Origin of the sequence: Streptomyces stoeckheimensis (assembly GCF_045822005.1) — a bacterium.
GTDB lineage: Bacteria > Actinomycetota > Actinomycetes > Streptomycetales > Streptomycetaceae > Streptomyces > Streptomyces stoeckheimensis.
The window spans coordinates 7,253,318-7,272,517 of sequence record NZ_CP169550.1; the positions used below are offsets into that span (position 1 = coordinate 7,253,318).

General features: G+C 70.5%; 19 protein-coding genes. 18 read left to right on the forward strand and 1 reads right to left on the reverse strand.

Annotation, left to right across the window (positions count from 1 at the left end):
* The first annotated feature begins 134 nt into the window (after positions 1-134).
* From ACE1OC_RS32910 to nusB, 4 genes are all read left to right on the forward strand, one after another.
* Positions 135-893: an AAA family ATPase gene (locus tag ACE1OC_RS32910; protein ID WP_407840040.1), complete on the forward strand. Its 759-nt coding sequence runs from the start codon at positions 135-137 to the stop codon at positions 891-893.
* Positions 894-987: 94 nt separating this feature from the next.
* Positions 988-2,097 carry a M24 family metallopeptidase gene (locus ACE1OC_RS32915; protein WP_407840041.1) on the forward strand — a complete coding sequence of 370 codons (1,110 nt, stop codon included), beginning with the start codon at positions 988-990 and terminating at the stop codon, positions 2,095-2,097.
* 59 nt (positions 2,098-2,156) lie between these two features.
* Positions 2,157-2,723 carry an elongation factor P gene (efp, locus tag ACE1OC_RS32920; protein WP_266876513.1) on the forward strand — a complete coding sequence of 189 codons (567 nt, stop codon included), beginning with the start codon at positions 2,157-2,159 and terminating at the stop codon, positions 2,721-2,723.
* A 2-nt stretch (positions 2,724-2,725) separates the two neighbouring features.
* The gene (nusB, locus tag ACE1OC_RS32925) at positions 2,726-3,163 is read left to right on the forward strand and encodes a transcription antitermination factor NusB (protein WP_214948214.1); all 438 of its coding nucleotides are present in this window, start codon (positions 2,726-2,728) and stop codon (positions 3,161-3,163) included.
* A 176-nt stretch (positions 3,164-3,339) separates the two neighbouring features.
* On the opposite strand, the gene bldD is transcribed toward nusB, so the two are convergent.
* Positions 3,340-3,840, reverse strand: a complete 501-nt coding sequence (gene bldD / locus ACE1OC_RS32930; RefSeq protein ID WP_069929708.1) for a transcriptional regulator BldD — start codon at positions 3,838-3,840, stop codon at positions 3,340-3,342.
* Positions 3,841-4,080: 240 nt separating this feature from the next.
* On the opposite strand from bldD, the gene pyrR reads away from it, so the two are divergent.
* The 14 genes from pyrR (at position 4,081) to coaBC (ending at position 19,144) form a co-directional block, all read left to right on the forward strand.
* Complete coding sequence (gene pyrR / locus ACE1OC_RS32935) at positions 4,081-4,683, forward strand: bifunctional pyr operon transcriptional regulator/uracil phosphoribosyltransferase PyrR (RefSeq protein WP_407840042.1); 603 nt, start codon at positions 4,081-4,083, stop codon at positions 4,681-4,683.
* 118 nt (positions 4,684-4,801) lie between these two features.
* Positions 4,802-5,791: an aspartate carbamoyltransferase catalytic subunit gene (locus ACE1OC_RS32940; RefSeq protein ID WP_266959199.1), complete on the forward strand. Its 990-nt coding sequence runs from the start codon at positions 4,802-4,804 to the stop codon at positions 5,789-5,791.
* A 2-nt stretch (positions 5,792-5,793) separates the two neighbouring features.
* Positions 5,794-7,080 carry a dihydroorotase gene (locus ACE1OC_RS32945; RefSeq protein WP_266959200.1) on the forward strand — a complete coding sequence of 429 codons (1,287 nt, stop codon included), beginning with the start codon at positions 5,794-5,796 and terminating at the stop codon, positions 7,078-7,080.
* Positions 7,077-7,658 (forward strand): hypothetical protein, encoded by a 582-nt coding sequence (locus ACE1OC_RS32950; RefSeq protein WP_407840043.1) that lies wholly within the window; start codon positions 7,077-7,079, stop codon positions 7,656-7,658. The genes ACE1OC_RS32945 and ACE1OC_RS32950 overlap by 4 nt, the downstream gene beginning before the upstream one ends.
* A complete protein-coding gene (carA, locus tag ACE1OC_RS32955) occupies positions 7,655-8,803 on the forward strand; it encodes a glutamine-hydrolyzing carbamoyl-phosphate synthase small subunit (protein WP_407840044.1) in 1,149 nt (382 codons plus the stop codon). The genes ACE1OC_RS32950 and carA overlap by 4 nt, the downstream gene beginning before the upstream one ends.
* Positions 8,796-12,104, forward strand: a complete 3,309-nt coding sequence (gene carB, locus ACE1OC_RS32960) for a carbamoyl-phosphate synthase large subunit (protein WP_407840045.1) — start codon at positions 8,796-8,798, stop codon at positions 12,102-12,104. Before carA ends, carB begins: the two co-directional genes overlap by 8 nt.
* A 125-nt stretch (positions 12,105-12,229) precedes the next feature.
* The gene (locus ACE1OC_RS32965; protein ID WP_407841753.1) at positions 12,230-13,339 is read left to right on the forward strand and encodes a quinone-dependent dihydroorotate dehydrogenase; all 1,110 of its coding nucleotides are present in this window, start codon (positions 12,230-12,232) and stop codon (positions 13,337-13,339) included.
* 5 nt (positions 13,340-13,344) lie between these two features.
* The gene (pyrF, locus tag ACE1OC_RS32970; RefSeq protein WP_407841754.1) at positions 13,345-14,181 is read left to right on the forward strand and encodes an orotidine-5'-phosphate decarboxylase; all 837 of its coding nucleotides are present in this window, start codon (positions 13,345-13,347) and stop codon (positions 14,179-14,181) included.
* A 238-nt stretch (positions 14,182-14,419) separates the two neighbouring features.
* On the forward strand, positions 14,420-15,277 hold the full coding sequence (locus tag ACE1OC_RS32975) for a dihydroorotate dehydrogenase electron transfer subunit (protein WP_407840046.1): 858 nt from the start codon (positions 14,420-14,422) through the stop codon (positions 15,275-15,277).
* A 14-nt stretch (positions 15,278-15,291) separates the two neighbouring features.
* Positions 15,292-16,257 carry a dihydroorotate dehydrogenase gene (locus tag ACE1OC_RS32980; protein ID WP_407840047.1) on the forward strand — a complete coding sequence of 322 codons (966 nt, stop codon included), beginning with the start codon at positions 15,292-15,294 and terminating at the stop codon, positions 16,255-16,257.
* A 245-nt stretch (positions 16,258-16,502) separates the two neighbouring features.
* On the forward strand, positions 16,503-16,826 hold the full coding sequence (mihF, locus tag ACE1OC_RS32985; protein ID WP_243334344.1) for an integration host factor, actinobacterial type: 324 nt from the start codon (positions 16,503-16,505) through the stop codon (positions 16,824-16,826).
* A 61-nt stretch (positions 16,827-16,887) separates the two neighbouring features.
* Entirely contained in the window at positions 16,888-17,451 is a 564-nt protein-coding gene (gene gmk, locus ACE1OC_RS32990) for a guanylate kinase (protein WP_243334346.1), read from the forward strand.
* A 79-nt stretch (positions 17,452-17,530) separates the two neighbouring features.
* A complete protein-coding gene (gene rpoZ, locus ACE1OC_RS32995) occupies positions 17,531-17,803 on the forward strand; it encodes a DNA-directed RNA polymerase subunit omega (protein WP_004948662.1) in 273 nt (90 codons plus the stop codon).
* Positions 17,804-17,914: 111 nt separating this feature from the next.
* Complete coding sequence (gene coaBC / locus ACE1OC_RS33000; protein ID WP_407840048.1) at positions 17,915-19,144, forward strand: bifunctional phosphopantothenoylcysteine decarboxylase/phosphopantothenate--cysteine ligase CoaBC; 1,230 nt, start codon at positions 17,915-17,917, stop codon at positions 19,142-19,144.
* Positions 19,145-19,200: the final 56 nt, after the last annotated feature.

The following is a 19,200-nucleotide window of genomic DNA, read 5'->3' on the forward strand; positions in this document are numbered from 1 at the left end:
CCGGTTCGGGCCGGTGCGAACCGGCCCGAACCGTCCTGAACCGGACCACCTCTCGACCGCGTGACCCGGCGGGCCGCCGAGGTCATATAACGTTCTCGCATCAGTCGTGGTGGAACGAGACGGAGTGGCAGCGGATGCAGCAGGGAGTGGGAGGCGGTGGCTGGGAGCCGCAGGGAAGTCGGCACCCGGCGGCGCCCCCGCAGCCGGGGATACCGCCCGTGGCGGGCTGGCCCGTGCCTCCCCTGCCCTCCGCGCCCGCGGCGCCGCAGACCGCGCCGGGGCCGCCGGACGGGCTCACCGGGCACGTCCCGCTGCCCCCCGCCGCCCCCGGCACCGGCGGAGCCACCCTCGCGGTCCTGCTGATCGGCCCCGCGGGCGCCGGCAAGACCACGGTGGCCCGCCACTGGGCCGGCACCCGGCCCGTCCCCACCGCGCACGTCAGCCTGGACGACGTACGGGAATGGGTGTGCTCGGGCTTCGCGGACCCGCAGGCCGGATGGAACGACCACTCCGAGGCCCAGTACCGCCTCGCCCGCCGCACCTGTGGCTTCGCCGCCCGGAACTTCCTGGCCAACGGGATCTCGTGCATCCTCGACGACGCCGTGTTCCCGGACCGGCCGGTGGTGGGCCTCGGCGGCTGGAAGCGCCACGTGGGGCCCGCACTGCTGCCCGTCGTCCTGCTGCCCGGCCTGGAGATCGTCCTGGAACGCAACGCCGCCCGCTCCGGGAACCGGCGCCTCTCCGACGAGGAGGTCGCGCGGATCCACGGCCGCATGGCCGGCTGGTACGGATCCGGGCTGCCGATCATCGACAACTCCCACCTGGACGTCGAGGGCACCGCCCGCGCCCTGGACGAGACCCTGGCCCGGGTCATCTCCCAACCCGCCTACTGAAATCCGCGCCCGCGGCGCCCGCAGGGCCGGGCCCGGCCCCCGTACGGCTGCGCTCACCAGGCCGGATGAGCGCAGCGCTCGTAGGCTCGGAAACATGTCAGACGTGTACGCGGCCCGCCGGGGCCTGCTTCGCGACCGCTGTGCGGCCGCCGGAAACGCCGCCGCACTCATCACGCGTCCGGCGAACGTCCGTTACCTCTCCGGGGCGTCTCCGCTGGGCGCGGTCCTGCTGGTCGGTCCGAGCGGCGAGGACATGCTGTTCTGCGCCGGGCAGCCCACCGGGGAGGCCGACGAGGGACGGCTCGACGAGAACCTGAGGCTCTCCGTGCTGGCCGGCCCGGGAGCGGATCCCGCCGTCGCGGCGGCCGACGCGGCCTCCGCCGCCCGCGCCGATTCCCTCGCCGTGGAGGAACACCACCTCACCGTCGGCCGCCACCGTGCCATCGGCTCGGTGGCACCCCGGCTGCGCCTCGCCGATCTGGGCACCGCCGTGGAACAGCAGCGCCTCGTCAAGGACGAGGAGGAGATCGCCTGCCTGCGGATCGCCGCCGAGATCGCCGACCAGGCCCTCGGGGAGCTGCTCGAATCGATCCTCGTGGGCCGCACCGAACGGCACCTCGCCCTGGAGCTGGAACGCCGGCTCGTGGACCACGGGGCGGACGGCCCCGCCTTCCCGACCTCCGTCGGCACCGGCCCGCACTCCGGCCGTTCCCGGCACCGGCCTTCGGACAGGCGGGTCGAGGAGGGTGATTTCCTCTCCGTCTGCCTCGGCGCGAACTACCGGGGCTACCGCTGCGAGATCGGCCGCACCTTCGTGATCGGAACGACCCCCGCCGACTGGCAGATCGAGCTGTACGACCTGGTCTTCGCCGCCCAGCGGGCGGGCCGGGAGGCCCTGCTGCCCGGGGCCGCGTACCGCGACGTGGATCACGCGGCCCGCTCCGTCCTCGACTCCGCAGGTCACGGCGAGGCCCTCGCGGCGTGGACCGGACACGGAGTCGGTCTCGAAATCGACGAGGACCCGCAGCTTGCACCTACGGCCATGGGTAAACTGGACGCTTGCGTGCCGGTCACCGTCGAACCGGGGGTTCACCTCCCCGGTCGGGGCGGTGTCCGGATCGATGACACGCTCGTCGTACGCCCCGAGGCGGACGGCGGTCCCGAGCTACTCACCATTACGACCAAGGAGCTGCTCGCGCTCTAGCCCGCGTCGACGGGCTGTGCGCGCACCCGTGGTCTTCCAGTGCAGGAGATTCCCAAACCGTGGCTTCCACGAACGACCTCAAGAACGGCATGGTGCTCAAGCTCGAAGGTGGCCAGCTCTGGTCCGTCGTCGAGTTCCAGCACGTCAAGCCCGGCAAGGGCCCGGCCTTCGTGCGCACCAAGCTGAAGAGCGTCATGTCCGGCAAGGTCGTCGACAAGACGTTCAACGCCGGCACCAAGGTCGAGACGGCCACCATCGACCGCCGCGACATGCAGTTCTCCTACATGGACGGCGAGTACTTCGTGTTCATGGACATGGAGGACTTCGACCAGCTGATGGTCGACAAGAAGGCCGTCGGCGACGCCGCCAACTTCCTGATCGAGGGCTTCACCGCCTCCGTGGCCCGCCACGAGGGCGAGGTGCTCTACGTCGAGCTCCCGGCCGCCGTCGAGCTGACCATCGAGCACACCGACCCGGGCGTCCAGGGCGACCGTTCCACCGGTGGCACCAAGCCGGCGACGCTGGAGACGGGCCACGAGATCCAGGTCCCGCTCTTCATCAACACCGGCGAGAAGATCAAGGTCGACACCCGCACCAGCGACTACCTCGGCCGGGTGAACAGCTAACCGTGGCTGCCCGGAGCAACGCGCGCAAGCGCGCTTTCCAGATCCTGTTCGAGGCCGACCAGCGCGGGGTCTCCGTGCGCGAGGTCCTCGCGGACTGGGTCCGCCACTCGCGGTCGGACACCGACCGTCAGCCCGCGGTGAACGAGTTCACCATGGAACTCGTCGAGGGGTACGCCGACAAGGTGGACCGCATCGACGATCTGATCGCCACCTACGCCGTGGACTGGGACCTCGACCGCATGCCGGTCGTGGACCGGAACATCGTGCGCCTCGGTGCCTACGAGCTGATCTGGGTCGACGGAACCCCGGACGCCGTGGCCATCGACGAGGCCGTCCAGCTGGCCAAGGAGTTCTCCACGGACGAGTCCCCCTCGTTCGTGAACGGACTGCTCGGCCGCTTCAAGGACCTCAAGCCGAAGCTGCGCCGCAGCGAGAGCTGACAGGCGCCGGAACGGCGAGAACGGAGGGCCCGCAGCGCACGCGCGCTGCGGGCCCTCCGTCGTACGCCCCCGATGGCACCGGAGGGCCCCCGTCCGGGCATGAAAAACCGGTGGGTGCCGGAAGCCTGTCGGCTCCCGGCACCCACCGGTAAACGTTTCTGCTGGGGCTCGGGGGACTAGATGTCCTCGTGCGCCACCGCGCGACGCGCGTCCGCGTCCAGGACGCCCCAGCTGATGAGCTGCTCGGTCAGGACCGAGGGCGACTGGTCGTAGATGACGGCGAGGGTGCGCAGGTCGTCCTGGCGGATCGAGAGCACCTTGCCGTTGTAGTCGCCGCGCTGGCTCTGGATGGTCGCCGCGTAACGCTGCAGCGGGCCGGCCTTCTCGGCGGGAACGTGGGCGAGGCGCTCCAGGTCCAGGCGCAGCTTCGGCGGCGGCTCGGCCGCTCCGCCGGGGGTCGTACCCGGCAGCAGTTCCTGCACGGGAACCCCGTAGAAGTCCGCCAGCTCGGCGAGACGCTGGACGGTCACGGCGCGGTCTCCGCGCTCGTAAGAACCGACCACCACGGCCTTCCATCGGCCCTGGGACTTCTCCTCGACACCGTGGAGGGAAAGGCCCTGCTGGGTGCGGATGGCGCGGAGCTTGGCCCCGAGCTGTTTGGCGTATTCGCTGGACATAACGCTCCCGGACGCTGTGACGACATGACCACGTGCGGCTCCGCCGCGCGGCTGGTAACTCACTGTGAGGTTACGCAGCGTTACTTGGATGCGTCAAGCCGAATGGTCTCCAACGCCCACGTAAGAGGGGTCCTGGTCTGCCCCGATGCCCGGTCGCGGGAATCCCCCTGGTACCGTGGAACACGTACATCCGACGTCCTTTAAGGTCCGTCCCGTGAGGCGGAGAAGGAGGTCCTTTTCATGGACACTCAGCAGTCTCAGCAGTCTCCGAACAGCGGCATCGATGCCGATGTGATGCGCCCCGTTCTCGAAGCGCAGGACATCGCCCGTGTTCTGACCCGCATCGCCCACGAAATCGTCGAACGCGCCAAGGGCGCCGACGATGTGGTGCTCCTCGGCATTCCCACCCGCGGCGTGTTCCTCGCCCGCCGGCTGGCCGCCAAGCTCGAAGAGATCACCGGTGTGAAGATCCCGGTCGGCTCCCTCGACATCACCATGTACCGCGACGATCTGCGGATGAAGCCGGCCCGGGCGATCGGCCGCACCGAGATTCCCGGCGACGACATCGACGGCCGCCTGGTCGTCCTCGTCGACGACGTTCTCTTCTCCGGCCGCACCATCCGCGCCGCCCTCGACGCCCTCGGCGACCTCGGCCGCCCCCGTGCGGTGCAGCTCGCGGTCCTCGTCGACCGCGGCCACCGCGAACTGCCGATCCGCGCCGACTACGTCGGCAAGAACCTCCCCACGTCGCTGCGGGAGAACGTCCAGGTCCAGGTCCAGGAGGAGGACGGCCGAGACGCCGTGCTGCTCGGCCAGCGGACCGACCGGGCAGCCGGGCAGTAGCCCCTCGCCGACGGCCGGGCCCCTCGGGTCCGCGCCGCAGCCTGCCCTGCCCGCACCCCCAGCCCAGCCCGTCTGCCCTCTCCACGGCTCAGACCTCATCGACAAACGGAGCACCCGGATGAAGCGCCACCTCATCTCGGCCGCCGATCTCACGCGCGACGACGCCGTCCTGATCCTCGACACCGCCGAGGAGATGGCCCGTGTCGCGGACCGGCCGATCAAGAAGCTGCCCACCCTGCGCGGCCGCACGATCTGCAACCTCTTCTTCGAGGACTCGACCCGGACCCGGATCTCCTTCGAGGCCGCCGAGAAGCGCCTCTCCGCCGACGTCATCAACTTCGCGGCCAAGGGTTCCAGCGTTTCCAAGGGCGAGTCCCTGAAGGACACCGCCCAGACCCTGGAGGCCATGGGCGTCGACGCGGTCGTCATCCGCCACCACGCCTCCGGCGCGCCCTACCGGCTCGCCACCTCCGGCTGGATCGACGCCCCGGTGATCAACGCCGGCGACGGCACCCACGAGCACCCCACCCAGGCCCTGCTCGACGCCTTCACCATGCGCCGCCGCCTGGTCGGCAAGGACGCCGGGCTCGGCAAGGACCTGAACGGCCGCCGGATCACCATCGTCGGCGACGTCCTGCACAGCCGGGTCGCCCGCTCCAACGTCCACCTGCTGCACACCCTCGGCGCCCAGGTCACCCTGGTGGCCCCGCCCACCCTGGTGCCCGTCGGCGTCGAGGCCTGGCCGTGCGAGATCTCGTACAGCCTGGACGAGGTGCTGCCGAAGTCCGACGCCGTGATGATGCTGCGGGTGCAGCGCGAGCGGATGAACGCCGCCTTCTTCCCGACCGAGCGCGAGTACTCCCGCCGCTACGGTCTGGACGGCGCGCGCATGGCGCGGATGCCCGAGCACGCCATCGTGATGCACCCCGGCCCGATGGTCCGCGGCATGGAGATCACCGCCGAGGTCGCCGACTCCGACCGCTGCACGGTCATCGAGCAGGTCACCAACGGCGTCTCGATCCGCATGGCCGTCCTGTACCTGCTGCTCGGAGGCTCCGAGCCCGCCGTCACCACCGCCAGCACGCCCCGCACCGAGGAGAGCAAGTAAAGATGAGCAAGATCCTTATCCGTGGCGCGAAGGTACTCGGTGGCGACGTCCAGGACGTCCTGATCGACGGCGAGACCATCGCCGCCGTGGGCACGGACCTCGACGCCGGCGACGCGACCGTCATCGAAGCCGCGGGCCAGGTCCTCCTGCCCGGCCTCGTCGACCTCCACACGCACCTGCGCGAGCCCGGCCGCGAGGACTCCGAAACCGTCCTCACCGGCACCCGCGCCGCCGCCTCCGGCGGCTACACCGCCGTCTTCGCCATGGCCAACACCTTCCCCGTCGCCGACACCGCCGGCGTCGTCGAGCAGGTGTGGCGCCTGGGCAAGGAGTCCGGCTACTGCGACGTCCAGCCCATCGGCGCCGTCACCGTCGGCCTCGAAGGCAAGCAGCTCTCCGAGCTGGGCGCCATGCACGAGTCCGCCGCCCGCGTCACCGTCTTCTCCGACGACGGCAAGTGCGTGGACGACGCCGTGATCATGCGCCGCGCCCTGGAGTACGTGAAGGCCTTCGGCGGCGTCGTCGCCCAGCACGCCCAGGAGCCCCGCCTCACCGAGGGCGCCCAGATGAACGAGGGCATCGTCTCCGCCGAGCTCGGCCTGGGCGGCTGGCCGGCCGTCGCCGAGGAATCGGTGATCGCCCGCGACGTCCTGCTCGCCGAGCACGTCGGCTCCCGCGTCCACATCTGCCACCTCTCCACCGCCGGCTCCGTCGAGATCATCCGCTGGGCCAAGTCCCGCGGCATCGACGTCACCGCCGAGGTCACCCCGCACCACCTGCTCCTCACCGACGAGCTCGTGCGCTCGTACAACCCGGTCTACAAGGTCAACCCGCCGCTGCGCACCGAGGCCGACGTCATGGCCCTGCGCGAGGCGCTGGCCGACGGCACGATCGACATCGTCGCCACCGACCACGCCCCGCACCCGCACGAGGACAAGGACTGCGAGTGGGCCGCCGCCGCCATGGGCATGGTGGGCCTGGAGACCGCGCTCTCCGTCGTCCAGCAGACGATGGTGGAGACCGGACTGCTCGACTGGGCGGGCGTGGCCGAGCGCATGTCCTTCGCCCCGGCGCGCATCGGCAGCCTCCCGAACCACGGACGCCCCGTCTCGGCAGGTGAACCCGCGAACCTGACCTTGGTCGATACCTCGTACCGTGGTGTCGTGGACCCCGCACACTTCGCCTCCCGCAGCCGCAACACGCCTTACGAGGGCCGTGAGCTGCCGGGTCGCGTCACTCACACCTTCCTGCGGGGCCGGGCAACGGTCGTGGACGGGACGCTGGCGTGACACCTGCAGTAATCCAACTGGCCGCCGAGGCGACACGACAGTCGGCGGAGGTGACGGACTGGGGTGCCCGCATCGCGTGGGTGATCGGTCTGCTCGTCTTCATCGCCTTCGTGTACTGGCTGATGCGGCAGGGCTGGAAATGGCGCGGCACCTTGCAGAGCGATCTGCCGGAGCTGCCCGCCGCCCCCGGCGGTCTCCCCGAGCACCGGCTGGCCCTGACCGGCCGGTACCACGGGTCCACCACCGCCGGGCAGTGGCTCGACCGGATCGTCGCCCACGGACTGGGCGTCCGCAGCCGGGTCGAGCTCGCGCTCACCGATGCGGGCCTCGACGTGGTCCGTCCGGGTGCCACCGACTTCTTCGTACCGGCCGCGCAACTGCGCGGCGCCCGCCTCGACAAGGGAATCGCGGGCAAGGTACTCACCGAGGGCGGTCTCCTCGTCGTCACATGGGCGCACGGCGACAGGCTGATCGACTCCGGATTCCGCTCCGACCGTGCGGCAGAACACGCCGCCTGGGTCGAAGCGATCAACGACATGAACCACTCAATCACCACGACGGAAGGCGCCGAACGATGACGACCTCCACCAGGGGAGCAGCCAAAGCTCCCGCCGTACTCGTCCTGGAGGACGGTCGGATCTTCCGCGGCCGCGCCTACGGCGCTGTGGGGGAGACCTTCGGCGAGGCCGTGTTCTCCACCGGCATGACCGGCTACCAGGAGACCCTCACCGACCCGTCGTACCACCGACAGGTCGTCGTGATGACCGCCCCGCACGTGGGCAACACCGGCGTCAACGACGAGGACCCCGAGTCCTCCCGCATCTGGGTCGCCGGGTACGTCGTACGCGACCCCGCCCGCGTCCCCTCCAACTGGCGCTCCGTGCGCTCGCTGGACGAGGAGCTCGTCAAGCAGGGCGTCGTCGGGATCTCCGGCATCGACACCCGCGCCCTGACCCGCCACCTGCGCGAGCGCGGCGCCATGCGCGTCGGCATCTTCTCGGGCGAGGCCTGGGAGGGCGTGCGCGACGCGGCGCTGCTGGCGAAGGTGCAGGCCGCCCCGCAGATGAAGGGCGCCGACCTCTCCGCCGAGGTGGCCACCAAGGAGACGTACGTCGTCCCCGCGATCGGTGAGAAGAAGTACACCGTCGCCGCCGTGGACCTCGGCATCAAGGGCATGACCCCGCACCGGATGGCCGAGCGCGGCATCGAGGTGCACGTGCTCCCCGCCACCGCCACCGTGGAGGACGTGTACGCGGTCAACCCCGACGGCGTGTTCTTCTCCAACGGCCCGGGCGACCCGGCCACCGCCGACCACGCGGTCTCCGTCATGCAGGGCGTCCTCGCCCGCAAGACCCCGCTCTTCGGCATCTGCTTCGGCAACCAGATCCTGGGGCGCGCGCTCGGCTTCGGCACCTACAAGCTGAAGTACGGCCACCGCGGCATCAACCAGCCGGTGCAGGACCGCACCACCGGCAAGGTCGAGATCACCGCGCACAACCACGGCTTCGCCGTGGACGCGCCCCTCGACAAGGTGTCGCAGACCCCCTACGGCCGCGCCGAGGTCTCCCACGTCTGCCTGAACGACAACGTCGTGGAAGGCCTCCAGCTGCTCGACCAGCCGGCCTTCTCCGTCCAGTACCACCCCGAGGCTGCCGCCGGCCCGCACGACGCCGCGTACCTCTTCGACCGTTTCACGTCCCTGATGGAGGCCGATCGTGCCTAAGCGCACCGATATCCAGTCCGTCCTGGTCATCGGCTCCGGCCCGATCGTCATCGGCCAGGCCGCCGAGTTCGACTACTCCGGGACCCAGGCCTGCCGCATCCTCAAGGCCGAGGGCCTGCGGGTGATCCTGGTGAACTCGAACCCCGCCACGATCATGACCGACCCCGAGATCGCCGACGCCACGTACGTCGAGCCGATCACCCCCGAGTTCGTCGAGAAGATCATCGCGAAGGAGCGCCCCGACGCGCTGCTCCCGACCCTCGGCGGCCAGACCGCGCTGAACACCGCCATCTCCATGCACGAGCAGGGTGTGCTGGAGAAGTACGGCGTCGAGCTCATCGGCGCCAACGTCGAGGCGATCAACAAGGGCGAGGACCGCGACCTCTTCAAGGGCGTCGTCGAGGCCGTCAAGGCGAAGATCGGCTACGGCGAGTCCGCCCGCTCGGTCATCTGCCACACGATGGACGACGTCATCCAGGGCGTCGACACCCTCGGCGGCTACCCCGTCGTCGTGCGCCCCTCCTTCACCATGGGCGGCGCCGGCTCCGGCTTCGCCCACGACGAGGACGAGCTGCGCCGCATCGCCGGCCAGGGCCTCATGCTCTCCCCGACCACCGAGGTGCTCCTGGAGGAGTCCATCCTCGGCTGGAAGGAGTACGAGCTGGAGCTGATGCGCGACACCAAGGACAACGTCGTCGTCGTCTGCTCCATCGAGAACTTCGACCCGATGGGCGTCCACACCGGCGACTCCATCACCGTCGCCCCGGCGATGACGCTCACCGACCGCGAGTACCAGCGGCTGCGCGACATCGGCATCGCGATCATCCGCGAGGTCGGCGTCGACACCGGCGGCTGCAACATCCAGTTCGCGATCGACCCGACCGACGGCCGGATCATCGTCATCGAGATGAACCCCCGCGTCTCGCGCTCCTCGGCGCTCGCGTCGAAGGCCACCGGCTTCCCGATCGCCAAGATCGCCGCCAAGCTGGCCATCGGCTACACGCTCGACGAGGTCCCCAACGACATCACCGAGAAGACGCCGGCCTCCTTCGAGCCGTCCCTCGACTACGTCGTCGTCAAGGCCCCGCGCTTCGCCTTCGAGAAGTTCCCGCTGGCCGATGCCACCCTCACCACCACCATGAAGTCGGTGGGCGAGGCCATGGCCATCGGCCGCAACTTCACCGAGGCCCTGCAGAAGGCCCTGCGCTCGCTGGAGAAGAAGGGCTCGCAGTTCACCTTCGTCGGCCCCACCGGCGACAAGGAAGAGCTCCTCGCCACCGCGGTCCGCCCGACCGACGGCCGCATCAACACCGTCATGCAGGCCATCCGCGCCGGCGCCACCCAGGAAGAGGTCTTCGAGTACACGAAGATCGACCCCTGGTTCGTCGACCAGCTCTTCCTCATCAAGGAGATCGCGGACGAGCTGGCCGCCGCCGACAAGCTCCACCCCGAGCTGCTCGCCGAGGCCAAGCGCCACGGCTTCTCCGACTCCCAGATCGCCGAGATCCGCGGCCTGCGCGAGGACGTCGTCCGCGAGGTCCGCCACGCCCTGGGCGTCCGCCCGGTCTACAAGACGGTCGACACCTGCGCCGCCGAGTTCGCCGCGAAGACCCCGTACTTCTACTCCTCGTACGACGAGGAGTCCGAGGTCGCCCCGCGCGAGAAGCCCGCGGTCATCATCCTGGGCTCCGGCCCGAACCGCATCGGCCAGGGCATCGAGTTCGACTACTCCTGCGTCCACGCCTCCTTCGCCCTCAGCGACGCCGGCTACGAGACCGTGATGGTCAACTGCAACCCGGAGACCGTCTCCACCGACTACGACACCTCCGACCGCCTGTACTTCGAGCCGCTGACGCTCGAAGACGTGCTGGAGATCGTCCACGCCGAGTCGCTGGCCGGCCCCATCGCCGGCGTCATCGTCCAGCTCGGCGGCCAGACCCCGCTGGGTCTCGCCCAGGCGCTCAAGGACAACGGCGTCCCGGTCGTCGGCACCCCGCCGGAGGCCATCCACGCCGCCGAGGACCGCGGCGCCTTCGGCCAGGTCCTCGCCGAGGCCGGCCTGCCCGCCCCCAAGCACGGCACCGCCACCACCTTCGCCGGCGCCAAGGCCATCGCCGACGAGATCGGCTACCCCGTCCTCGTACGCCCCTCGTACGTGCTCGGCGGCCGCGGCATGGAGATCGTCTACGACGAGGACCGGCTGTCCTCGTACATCGCCGAGTCCACCGAGATCTCGCCGACCCGCCCCGTGCTGGTCGACCGGTTCCTCGACGACGCGATCGAGATCGACGTCGACGCCCTCTACGACGGCACCGAGCTCTACCTCGGCGGCGTCATGGAGCACATCGAGGAAGCCGGCATCCACTCCGGCGACTCGGCCTGCGCCCTGCCCCCGATCACCCTCGGCGGCTACGACATCAAGCGCCTGCGCGCCTCCACCGAGGCCATCGCCAAGGGCGTCGGCGTCCGCGGCCTGATCAACATCCAGTTCGCGATGGCGGGTGACATCCTCTACGTCCTGGAGGCCAACCCGCGCGCCTCCCGGACCGTCCCCTTCACCTCGAAGGCGACCGCGGTCCCGCTCGCGAAGGCCGCCGCGCGCATCTCGCTCGGCACCACCATCGCCGAGCTCCGCGAAGAGGGCATGCTCCCGAAGACCGGCGACGGCGGCACCCTGCCGCTCGACGCGCCGATCTCCGTCAAGGAGGCCGTCATGCCGTGGTCGCGCTTCCGCGACATCCACGGCCGCGGCGTCGACACCGTCCTCGGCCCGGAGATGCGCTCCACCGGCGAGGTCATGGGCATCGACTCCGTCTTCGGCACGGCGTACGCCAAGTCGCAGGCCGGCGCCTACGGCCCGCTGCCCACCAAGGGCCGCGCCTTCATCTCCGTCGCCAACCGCGACAAGCGCACGATGATCTTCCCGGCGCGCGAGCTCGTCGCCCACGGCTTCGAGCTGATGGCCACCTCCGGCACCGCCGAGGTCCTGCGCCGCAACGGCATCAACGCCACCGTCGTGCGCAAGCTCAGCGAGGGCGAGGGCCCGGACGGCGAGAAGACCATCGTCCAGCTCATCCACGACGGCCAGGTCGACCTGATCGTCAACACCCCGTACGGCACCGGAGGCCGCCTCGACGGCTACGAGATCCGTACGGCCGCCGTGGCCCGCGGAGTCCCGTGCCTCACCACGGTCCAGGCGCTCGCCGCGGCCGTCCAGGGCATCGACGCGCTGAACCGCGGCGACGTGGGCGTCCGCTCGCTCCAGGAGCACGCGGAGCGGCTGACCGCGGCCCGCGACTAGGTCCCCGCCAGGATCTGACAGCCCGTACGGCCCGTAGAGGGGAGGGGGACACCGTCCAGCGCGACAGCGCGACGGTCGTCCCCCTCTTCATGAGCTTCATGAGCGCACAAGGGAACCCCTGCACGATGTACAAACTCTTCTTCGACCTGGTCTTCAAGCGCATGGACCCGGAGCAGGCCCACTACATGGCCTTCCGCTGGATCCGCCTCGCGGCCCGCACCCCGGTGCTGCGCACCTTCGTCGCCGCCTGCCTGGCCCCCCGGTACGCGTCCCTGCGCACCGAGGCCCTCGGCCTGCGGATGCACGGCCCCTTCGGGCTCGCGGCCGGCTTCGACAAGAACGCCGTCGCCATCGACGGGATGTCGATGCTCGGCTTCGACCACATCGAGATCGGCACCGTCACCGCCGAGGCCCAGCCCGGCAACCCGAAGAAGCGGCTGTTCCGGCTGGTCCCGGACCGCGCGCTGATCAACCGCATGGGCTTCAACAACGAGGGCTCGGCGGCCGTGGCCGAGCGCCTGGCGGCCCGCGTGCCCGTCTTCAAGACCGTCGTCGGCGTCAACATCGGCAAGACCAAGGTCGTCCCCGAGGAGGAGGCCGTCGCCGACTACGTCGCCTCCACCGAGCGCCTCGCCCGGCACGCGGACTACCTCGTCGTCAACGTCTCCTCCCCGAACACCCCGGGCCTGCGCAACCTCCAGGCCACCGAGTCGCTGCGCCCGCTGCTGAGCGCCGTGCGCGAGGCGGCGGACCGCGTCGTGACCGACCGACGGGTCCCGCTGCTCGTCAAGATCGCGCCGGACCTCGCCGACGAGGACGTGGACGCCGTCGCCGACCTGGCGCTGGAACTGGGTCTGGACGGCATCATCGCGACGAACACGACGATCGCCCGCGAGGGCCTCGGCCTGAAGTCCGACGCCTCGCTGATCAAGGAGACCGGCGGCCTGTCCGGCGCCCCCGTCAAGGAGCGCTCGCTGGAGGTCCTGCGGCGGCTGTACGCCCGCGTGGGCGACCGGCTGGTCCTGGTCGGCGTCGGCGGCATCGAGAACGCCGAGGACGCCTGGCAGCGGATCCTGGCCGGCGCCAGCCTGGTCCAGGGCTACAGCGCCTTCATCTACGAGGGCCCCTGCTACGCCCGCGCCATCCACAAGGGCCTGGCCGCGCGCCTGGCCGCCAGCCCGTACGCGACGCTCGCCGAAGCGGTGGGCGCGGAAACCCGAAAGGCCGCCCTGTGACCTCCGTGACCCCCTTCGGCACCCGCCTGCGCGAGGCGATGGACACCCGTGGGCCGCTGTGCGTCGGCATCGATCCGCACGCCGCCCTGCTGGCCTCCTGGGGCCTGAACGACGACATCGCGGGCCTGGAGAAGTTCTCCCGCACGGTGGTCGAAGCGCTCGCCGACTCGGTCGCGGTCTTCAAGCCGCAGGCGGCGTTCTTCGAGCGGTTCGGCTCGCGCGGGATCGCGGTACTGGAGCAGACGGTGGCCGACGCCCGTGCGGCGGGCGCGCTGGTCGTCATGGACGCGAAGCGGGGTGACATCGGCTCGACGATGGCCGCCTACGCGGAGACCTTCCTCTCGCCCTCCTCGCCGCTGTTCTCCGACGCGCTGACGGTCTCCCCGTACCTCGGATACGGCTCGCTGAAGCCGGCCGTCGATCTGGCGCGGGAGTCGGGGGCCGGGCTCTTCGTGCTGGCGCTGACCTCCAACCCGGAGGGTGCGGAGGTCCAGCGGGCGGTGCGGTCGGACGGCCGCTCGATCGGCGCGACGATGCTGGCGCACCTGGCGGCGGAGAACGCGGGGGCCTCCCCGATGGGCTCCTTCGGCGCCGTGGTCGGGGCGACGCTCGGGGACCTGTCCTCCTTCGACCTGGACATCAACGGGCCGCTGCTGGCGCCCGGCATCGGTGCGCAGGGCGCTACCGCGGCGGACCTGCCGGCGGTGTTCGGCGCGGCCGTCCGCAATGTCGTGCCGAACGTGTCGCGGGGCGTCCTGAAGCACGGCCCCGACGCGGCCGCACTGCGCGCCTCGGCGCAGGCCTTCGCGGACGAGATCCGCACCGCCGTCGCGTCGGCGTAGCCCCCGGGGGGCGCAGCCCTGCGGGGCCGTCCCCCACCCGCCCTTCCACCGTTCCCTGGGGCTCCGCCCCAGACCCCGCGCCTCAAACGCCGGCGGGGCTGGATCTTTCCGGGGAAGGGGCGAAGGGCGGGGCGTAGGGCCCGGAGGGTCGGGGCTTCGGACCGGTGTGGTGCGGGGGGTCCCGGGGCGATCATGGGGTGGGGGGTTACGCCCCCTACCCCCGGACGGAGCGCCCCGCGTGCCCCCAGTACAGACCGTCGCCACCATCCGGCGGATCACGCCCGTCGGGGCCTACCACCACCTCGTCCTCGACGCCCCCGGCGTCACCGGGGTGCGCCCCGGACATTTCGGCGCCCTCGCCATCGGCGGCCGGGACGCGAGCACATTGCTCCGCCGCGCGTTCTCCATCCACCGCGCCGACCCCGGCACCGGCACCCTCGAGTTCGTCTTCGCCGAGGCCGGCCGCGGAACCAGGGCGCTGGCCGCGCACCGCCCCGGCGACACCGTGGACCTCATCGCCCCCCTCGGCACCCCCTTCCCGCTCCCCGACGGCCCGGTCGGGGCGGTCCTCGTCGCCGGCGGCTACGGCAGTGCGCCGATGTTCGCCCTCGCAGAGGAGATCCTCGGGCGCGGCGGCCGGGTCGCCTTCGTGCTCGGTGCCGCCACCGAGGACCGGCTGTTCGGAGTCGAGCGGGCCGAGGCCCTCGCCGAGCACGTGTACGTGGTGACCGACGACGGTTCGGCCGGACGGCGGGGCCGGGTGACCGACGTGCTCCCCGAGGCCGTCACGGTGACCGGCGCCACCGAGGTCCACTCCTGCGGTCCGATGGGCATGCTCAAGGCCGTCACGGAGATCGCCACCGCCGCCGGAGCCGCCAGCCACACCGCCGTCGAGGAGGCCATGGCCTGCGGGATAGGGATCTGCATGAGCTGCGTGCTGCCCGTCACCGGCCCCGACGGCGTCACCCATTTCCTTCGCTCCTGCACATCCGGCCCAGTTTTCGACGGCACCAGCGTCCGCTGGGACGACGCCGGAACCCTGCCCGACGACCTCGAAGGCGCGGCCGCCATGACCCCGAAGGCGAGCCACCGGTGAGTCCTCTGAGCCCCGTGATTCCCCTGAACCCCGAAGACGTGGACATGTCGGCGCCCCTCGGGGCCCGCGTCACCCTTCCCAACCCCGTCTCCACCGCCTCCGGCTGCGCCGGCTACGGCCGCGAGCTGCACCGGTTCACCCCCCTGCACGAGCTGGGCACCATCACCACCAAGACGGTGATGCCCTGCGTCCGCTCCGGCCGGGCCACTCCCCGGATGGCCGAGACCCCCAGCGGGATGCTGAACTCCATCGGGCTCCAGGGCTCCGGCATCGACCACTTCGTCGAGCACGAGCTGCCCTGGCTGGCCGAGCGCGGGGCACGGGTGCTCGTATCGGTCGCGGGGGAGCGGACGGAGGAGTTCGCCGAGGCGGCGGCCTGGCTGACCGGGCAGCCCGGCGTGGTCGGGATCGAGGCCAACATCTCCTGCCCCAACGTCGCGAACCGCGGTCTCGTCTTCGCCTGCGACGCCGACGCCTCCTTCGAAGTGGTCAGGGCGGTCAAGGCGGCGGCCGACCCCGCACTGCCCGTCTACGCCAAGCTGACCCCCGACGTGACGCGAATCACCGACATCGCGGCCGCGTGCACGGACGCGGGTGCTGACGGGCTCTCGATGATCAACACCGTCCTCGGGATGGCCATCGACACCGACACCATGCGCCCGGCCCTCGCCGGGGTCACCGGAGGCCTCTCCGGCCCGGCGATCCGGCCCGTCGCCGTCCGCTGCGTCTTCCAGGTGTACGGGGCCATGCTGGCCGGCGCCGTCCGGTGGGTCCCCATCCTCGGGATGGGCGGGATCGCCTCCGGCCGGGACGCGCTCGAATTCGTCCTCGCCGGAGCTTCGGGCGTGGCGGTGGGGACCGCCCTGTTCAACGATCCGTCCGCACCCCTGAGGATCCGCGACGACCTGCGCGCGGCACTCGCCGTACGCGGGATCGGGGCGTTCGAGGACGCCGTCGGACGGTCTCATCGCACTCCCTGACGAAATTCGAACGTCTTTCACCGGACAAATCCGGGGTGGTTTGTCCGTGATGTACGGTTCAGTGGAGGCTGACCAGGACTTTTCGTCCGTTCTCGCTGACTGGAGCGGTCATGGCCGCTAGTCTCCGAGCAGAGTGAACGAGCAGCGATCGAGCACCACCGCTGTTCGGGCGCTCGCCTGGTGTGATGCCTTCCGGCATTTCACTGGTCCGTATCCGACAGTTCGACATCCGAGGTGACGTAGGCGTGGCTCTTCCGCCCCTTACCCCTGAACAGCGCGCAGCAGCGCTCGAAAAGGCCGCCGCGGCTCGCCGGGAGCGGGCCGAGGTGAAGAATCGACTCAAGCACTCCGGCGCCTCCCTGCACGACGTCATCAAGCTGGGGCAGGAGAACGACGTCATCGGCAAGATGAAGGTTTCCGCTCTCCTGGAGTCCCTGCCCGGCGTCGGCAAGGTACGCGCCAAGCAGCTCATGGAGCGCCTCGGCATCTCCGAGTCCCGGCGTGTCCGAGGTCTCGGTTCCAACCAGATCGCCTCTCTGGAGCGCGAGTTCGGCGGCAACGCCGCCTAAGGCGTCGTCCGAAGTTCTCCCGGCGTTCTCAGGCAGTCCCGAGAAGCTGGATAATCGCTCTATGGCAGCAGAGGTTCGTCCGCGGCTGACCGTGCTCTCCGGCCCTTCGGGGGTCGGCAAGAGCACGGTCGTCGCGCATATGCGCAAGGTTCACCCCGAGGTCTGGCTCTCGGTGTCGGCCACCACCCGCAAGCCGCGGCCCGGTGAACGACACGGAGTCCACTACTTCTTCGTCAACGACGACGAGTTCGACAAGCTGATCGCCAATGGCGAGCTGCTGGAGTGGGCCGAGTTCGCGGGCAACCGCTACGGCACACCGCGCGGCGCAGTGCTGGAACGCCTGGAGAACGGCGAGCCGGTCCTGCTGGAGATCGATCTCCAGGGCGCACGGCTCGTACGCGAGTCCATGTCCGAGGCTCAGCTGGTCTTCCTGGCTCCTCCGAGCTGGGACGAGCTGGTCCGCCGGCTCACCGGCCGGGGCACCGAAACCGCGGAGGTCGTCGAGCGCAGGCTCGGTGCCGCCAAGATCGAACTGGCTGCCGAATCCGAGTTCGACACCACCCTGGTCAACACCTCGGTCGAGGACGTCGCGCGCGAGCTGCTAGCCTTGATGAATGTCGTCTGATCGTTGACCGGTGTTCAACCGGTCCGGACGGTCCGGATTCGACACTTCTAGGTCTTACCCCATCTTCGGAAGGTAGAGCGTGTCCTCTTCCATTACTGCGCCCGAGGGCATCATCAACCCGCCGATCGACGAGCTGCTCGAGGCCACGGACTCGAAGTACAGCCTCGTGATCTACGCGGCCAAGCGCGCGCGTCAGATCAACGCGTACTACTCGCAGCTCGGTGAGGGCCTGCTCGAGTACGTCGGCCCGCTGGTGGACACCCACGTCCACGAGAAGCCGCTTTCGATCGCGCTGCGCGAGATCAACGCGGGTCTGCTGACCTCCGAGGCCATCGAGGCCCCGGCTCAGTAAGGCACGAGTTTTCCTTTTCACCACAGGCCCGGCAGAACATCTGCCGGGCCTGTGGTGTGTCAGTGGTGTGTCATGGGTTCACACCGGTCATCAGCCGAAGGAGCGTGTGTGGTGGGTAAGCCGAAGGTCGTGCTCGGAGTCAGTGGCGGGATCGCCGCTTACAAGGCATGCGAGCTGCTGCGCCGGCTGACCGAGTCCGGGCACGACGTGCGCGTGGTGCCGACGGCGGCGTCGCTGAATTTCGTCGGGGAGGCCACCTGGGCCGCCCTCTCGGGGAACCCGGCCTCCACCGAGGTCTGGGAGAGCGTCCACGAGGTGCCGCACGTGCGCATCGGGCAGTCCGCCGACCTCGTGGTCGTCGCCCCGGCCACCGCCGACATGCTCGCCAAGGCCGCCCACGGGCTGGCCGACGACCTGCTCACCAACACCCTGCTCACCGCACGCTGCCCGGTGGTGTTCGCACCCGCGATGCACACCGAGATGTGGGAGCACCCGGCCACCCAGGAGAACGTGGCCACGCTGCGCCGCCGCGGCGCCGTGGTCATCGAGCCGGCGGTCGGCCGGCTCACCGGCAAGGACACCGGCAAGGGGCGGTTGCCCGACCCCGAGGAGATCTTCGAGGTGTGCGCGAGCGTGTTGAGGAGGAGCAGTCCGGCCAGCGGGGTGGCCGAGCCCGACCTCGTCGGCCGGCACGTGGTGATCAGCGCGGGCGGTACGCGCGAACCCCTCGACCCGGTCCGCTTCCTCGGCAACCGCTCCTCCGGCAAGCAGGGCTACGCCCTCGCCCGTACCGCCGTCGCCCGCGGGGCCCGGGTCACCCTGGTCTCCGCCAACACCGCGCTCGCCGACCCCGCCGGGGTGGACCTCGTACGGGTCGGGACGGCCCTGCAGCTGCGCGAGGCCGTCCTCAAGGCCGCCGCGGACGCCGACGCGGTGGTGATGGCCGCGGCCGTGGCCGACTTCCGGCCGGCCGAGTACGCGGGCGGAAAGATCAAGAAGAAGGACGGGCAGGAGCCCGCACCGGTCACCCTCGTGCGTAATCCGGACATTCTCGCGGAGATTTCCGCCGACCGCGCCCGGGAGGGCCAGGTCGTGGTGGGTTTCGCCGCCGAGACCGACGACGTACTCGCCAACGGGCGGAGCAAGCTCCTCCGCAAGGGGTGTGACCTTCTCGTCGTCAACGAGGTGGGTGAGGCGAAGACCTTCGGTTCCGAGGAGAACGAGGCGGTCATCCTGTCCTCCGACGGAAGCGAGCTCGCCGTCCCCTACGGTCCGAAGGAATCGCTCGCAGACGTGATTTGGGATCAGGTCGCCCCGCGACTCGCGGCGCGACGCGCCTGAGCGGAGGCCCTTTCCGCAGGCTGATCCTTGGGTAAGAATGGAGTGTCGCAGGTCAC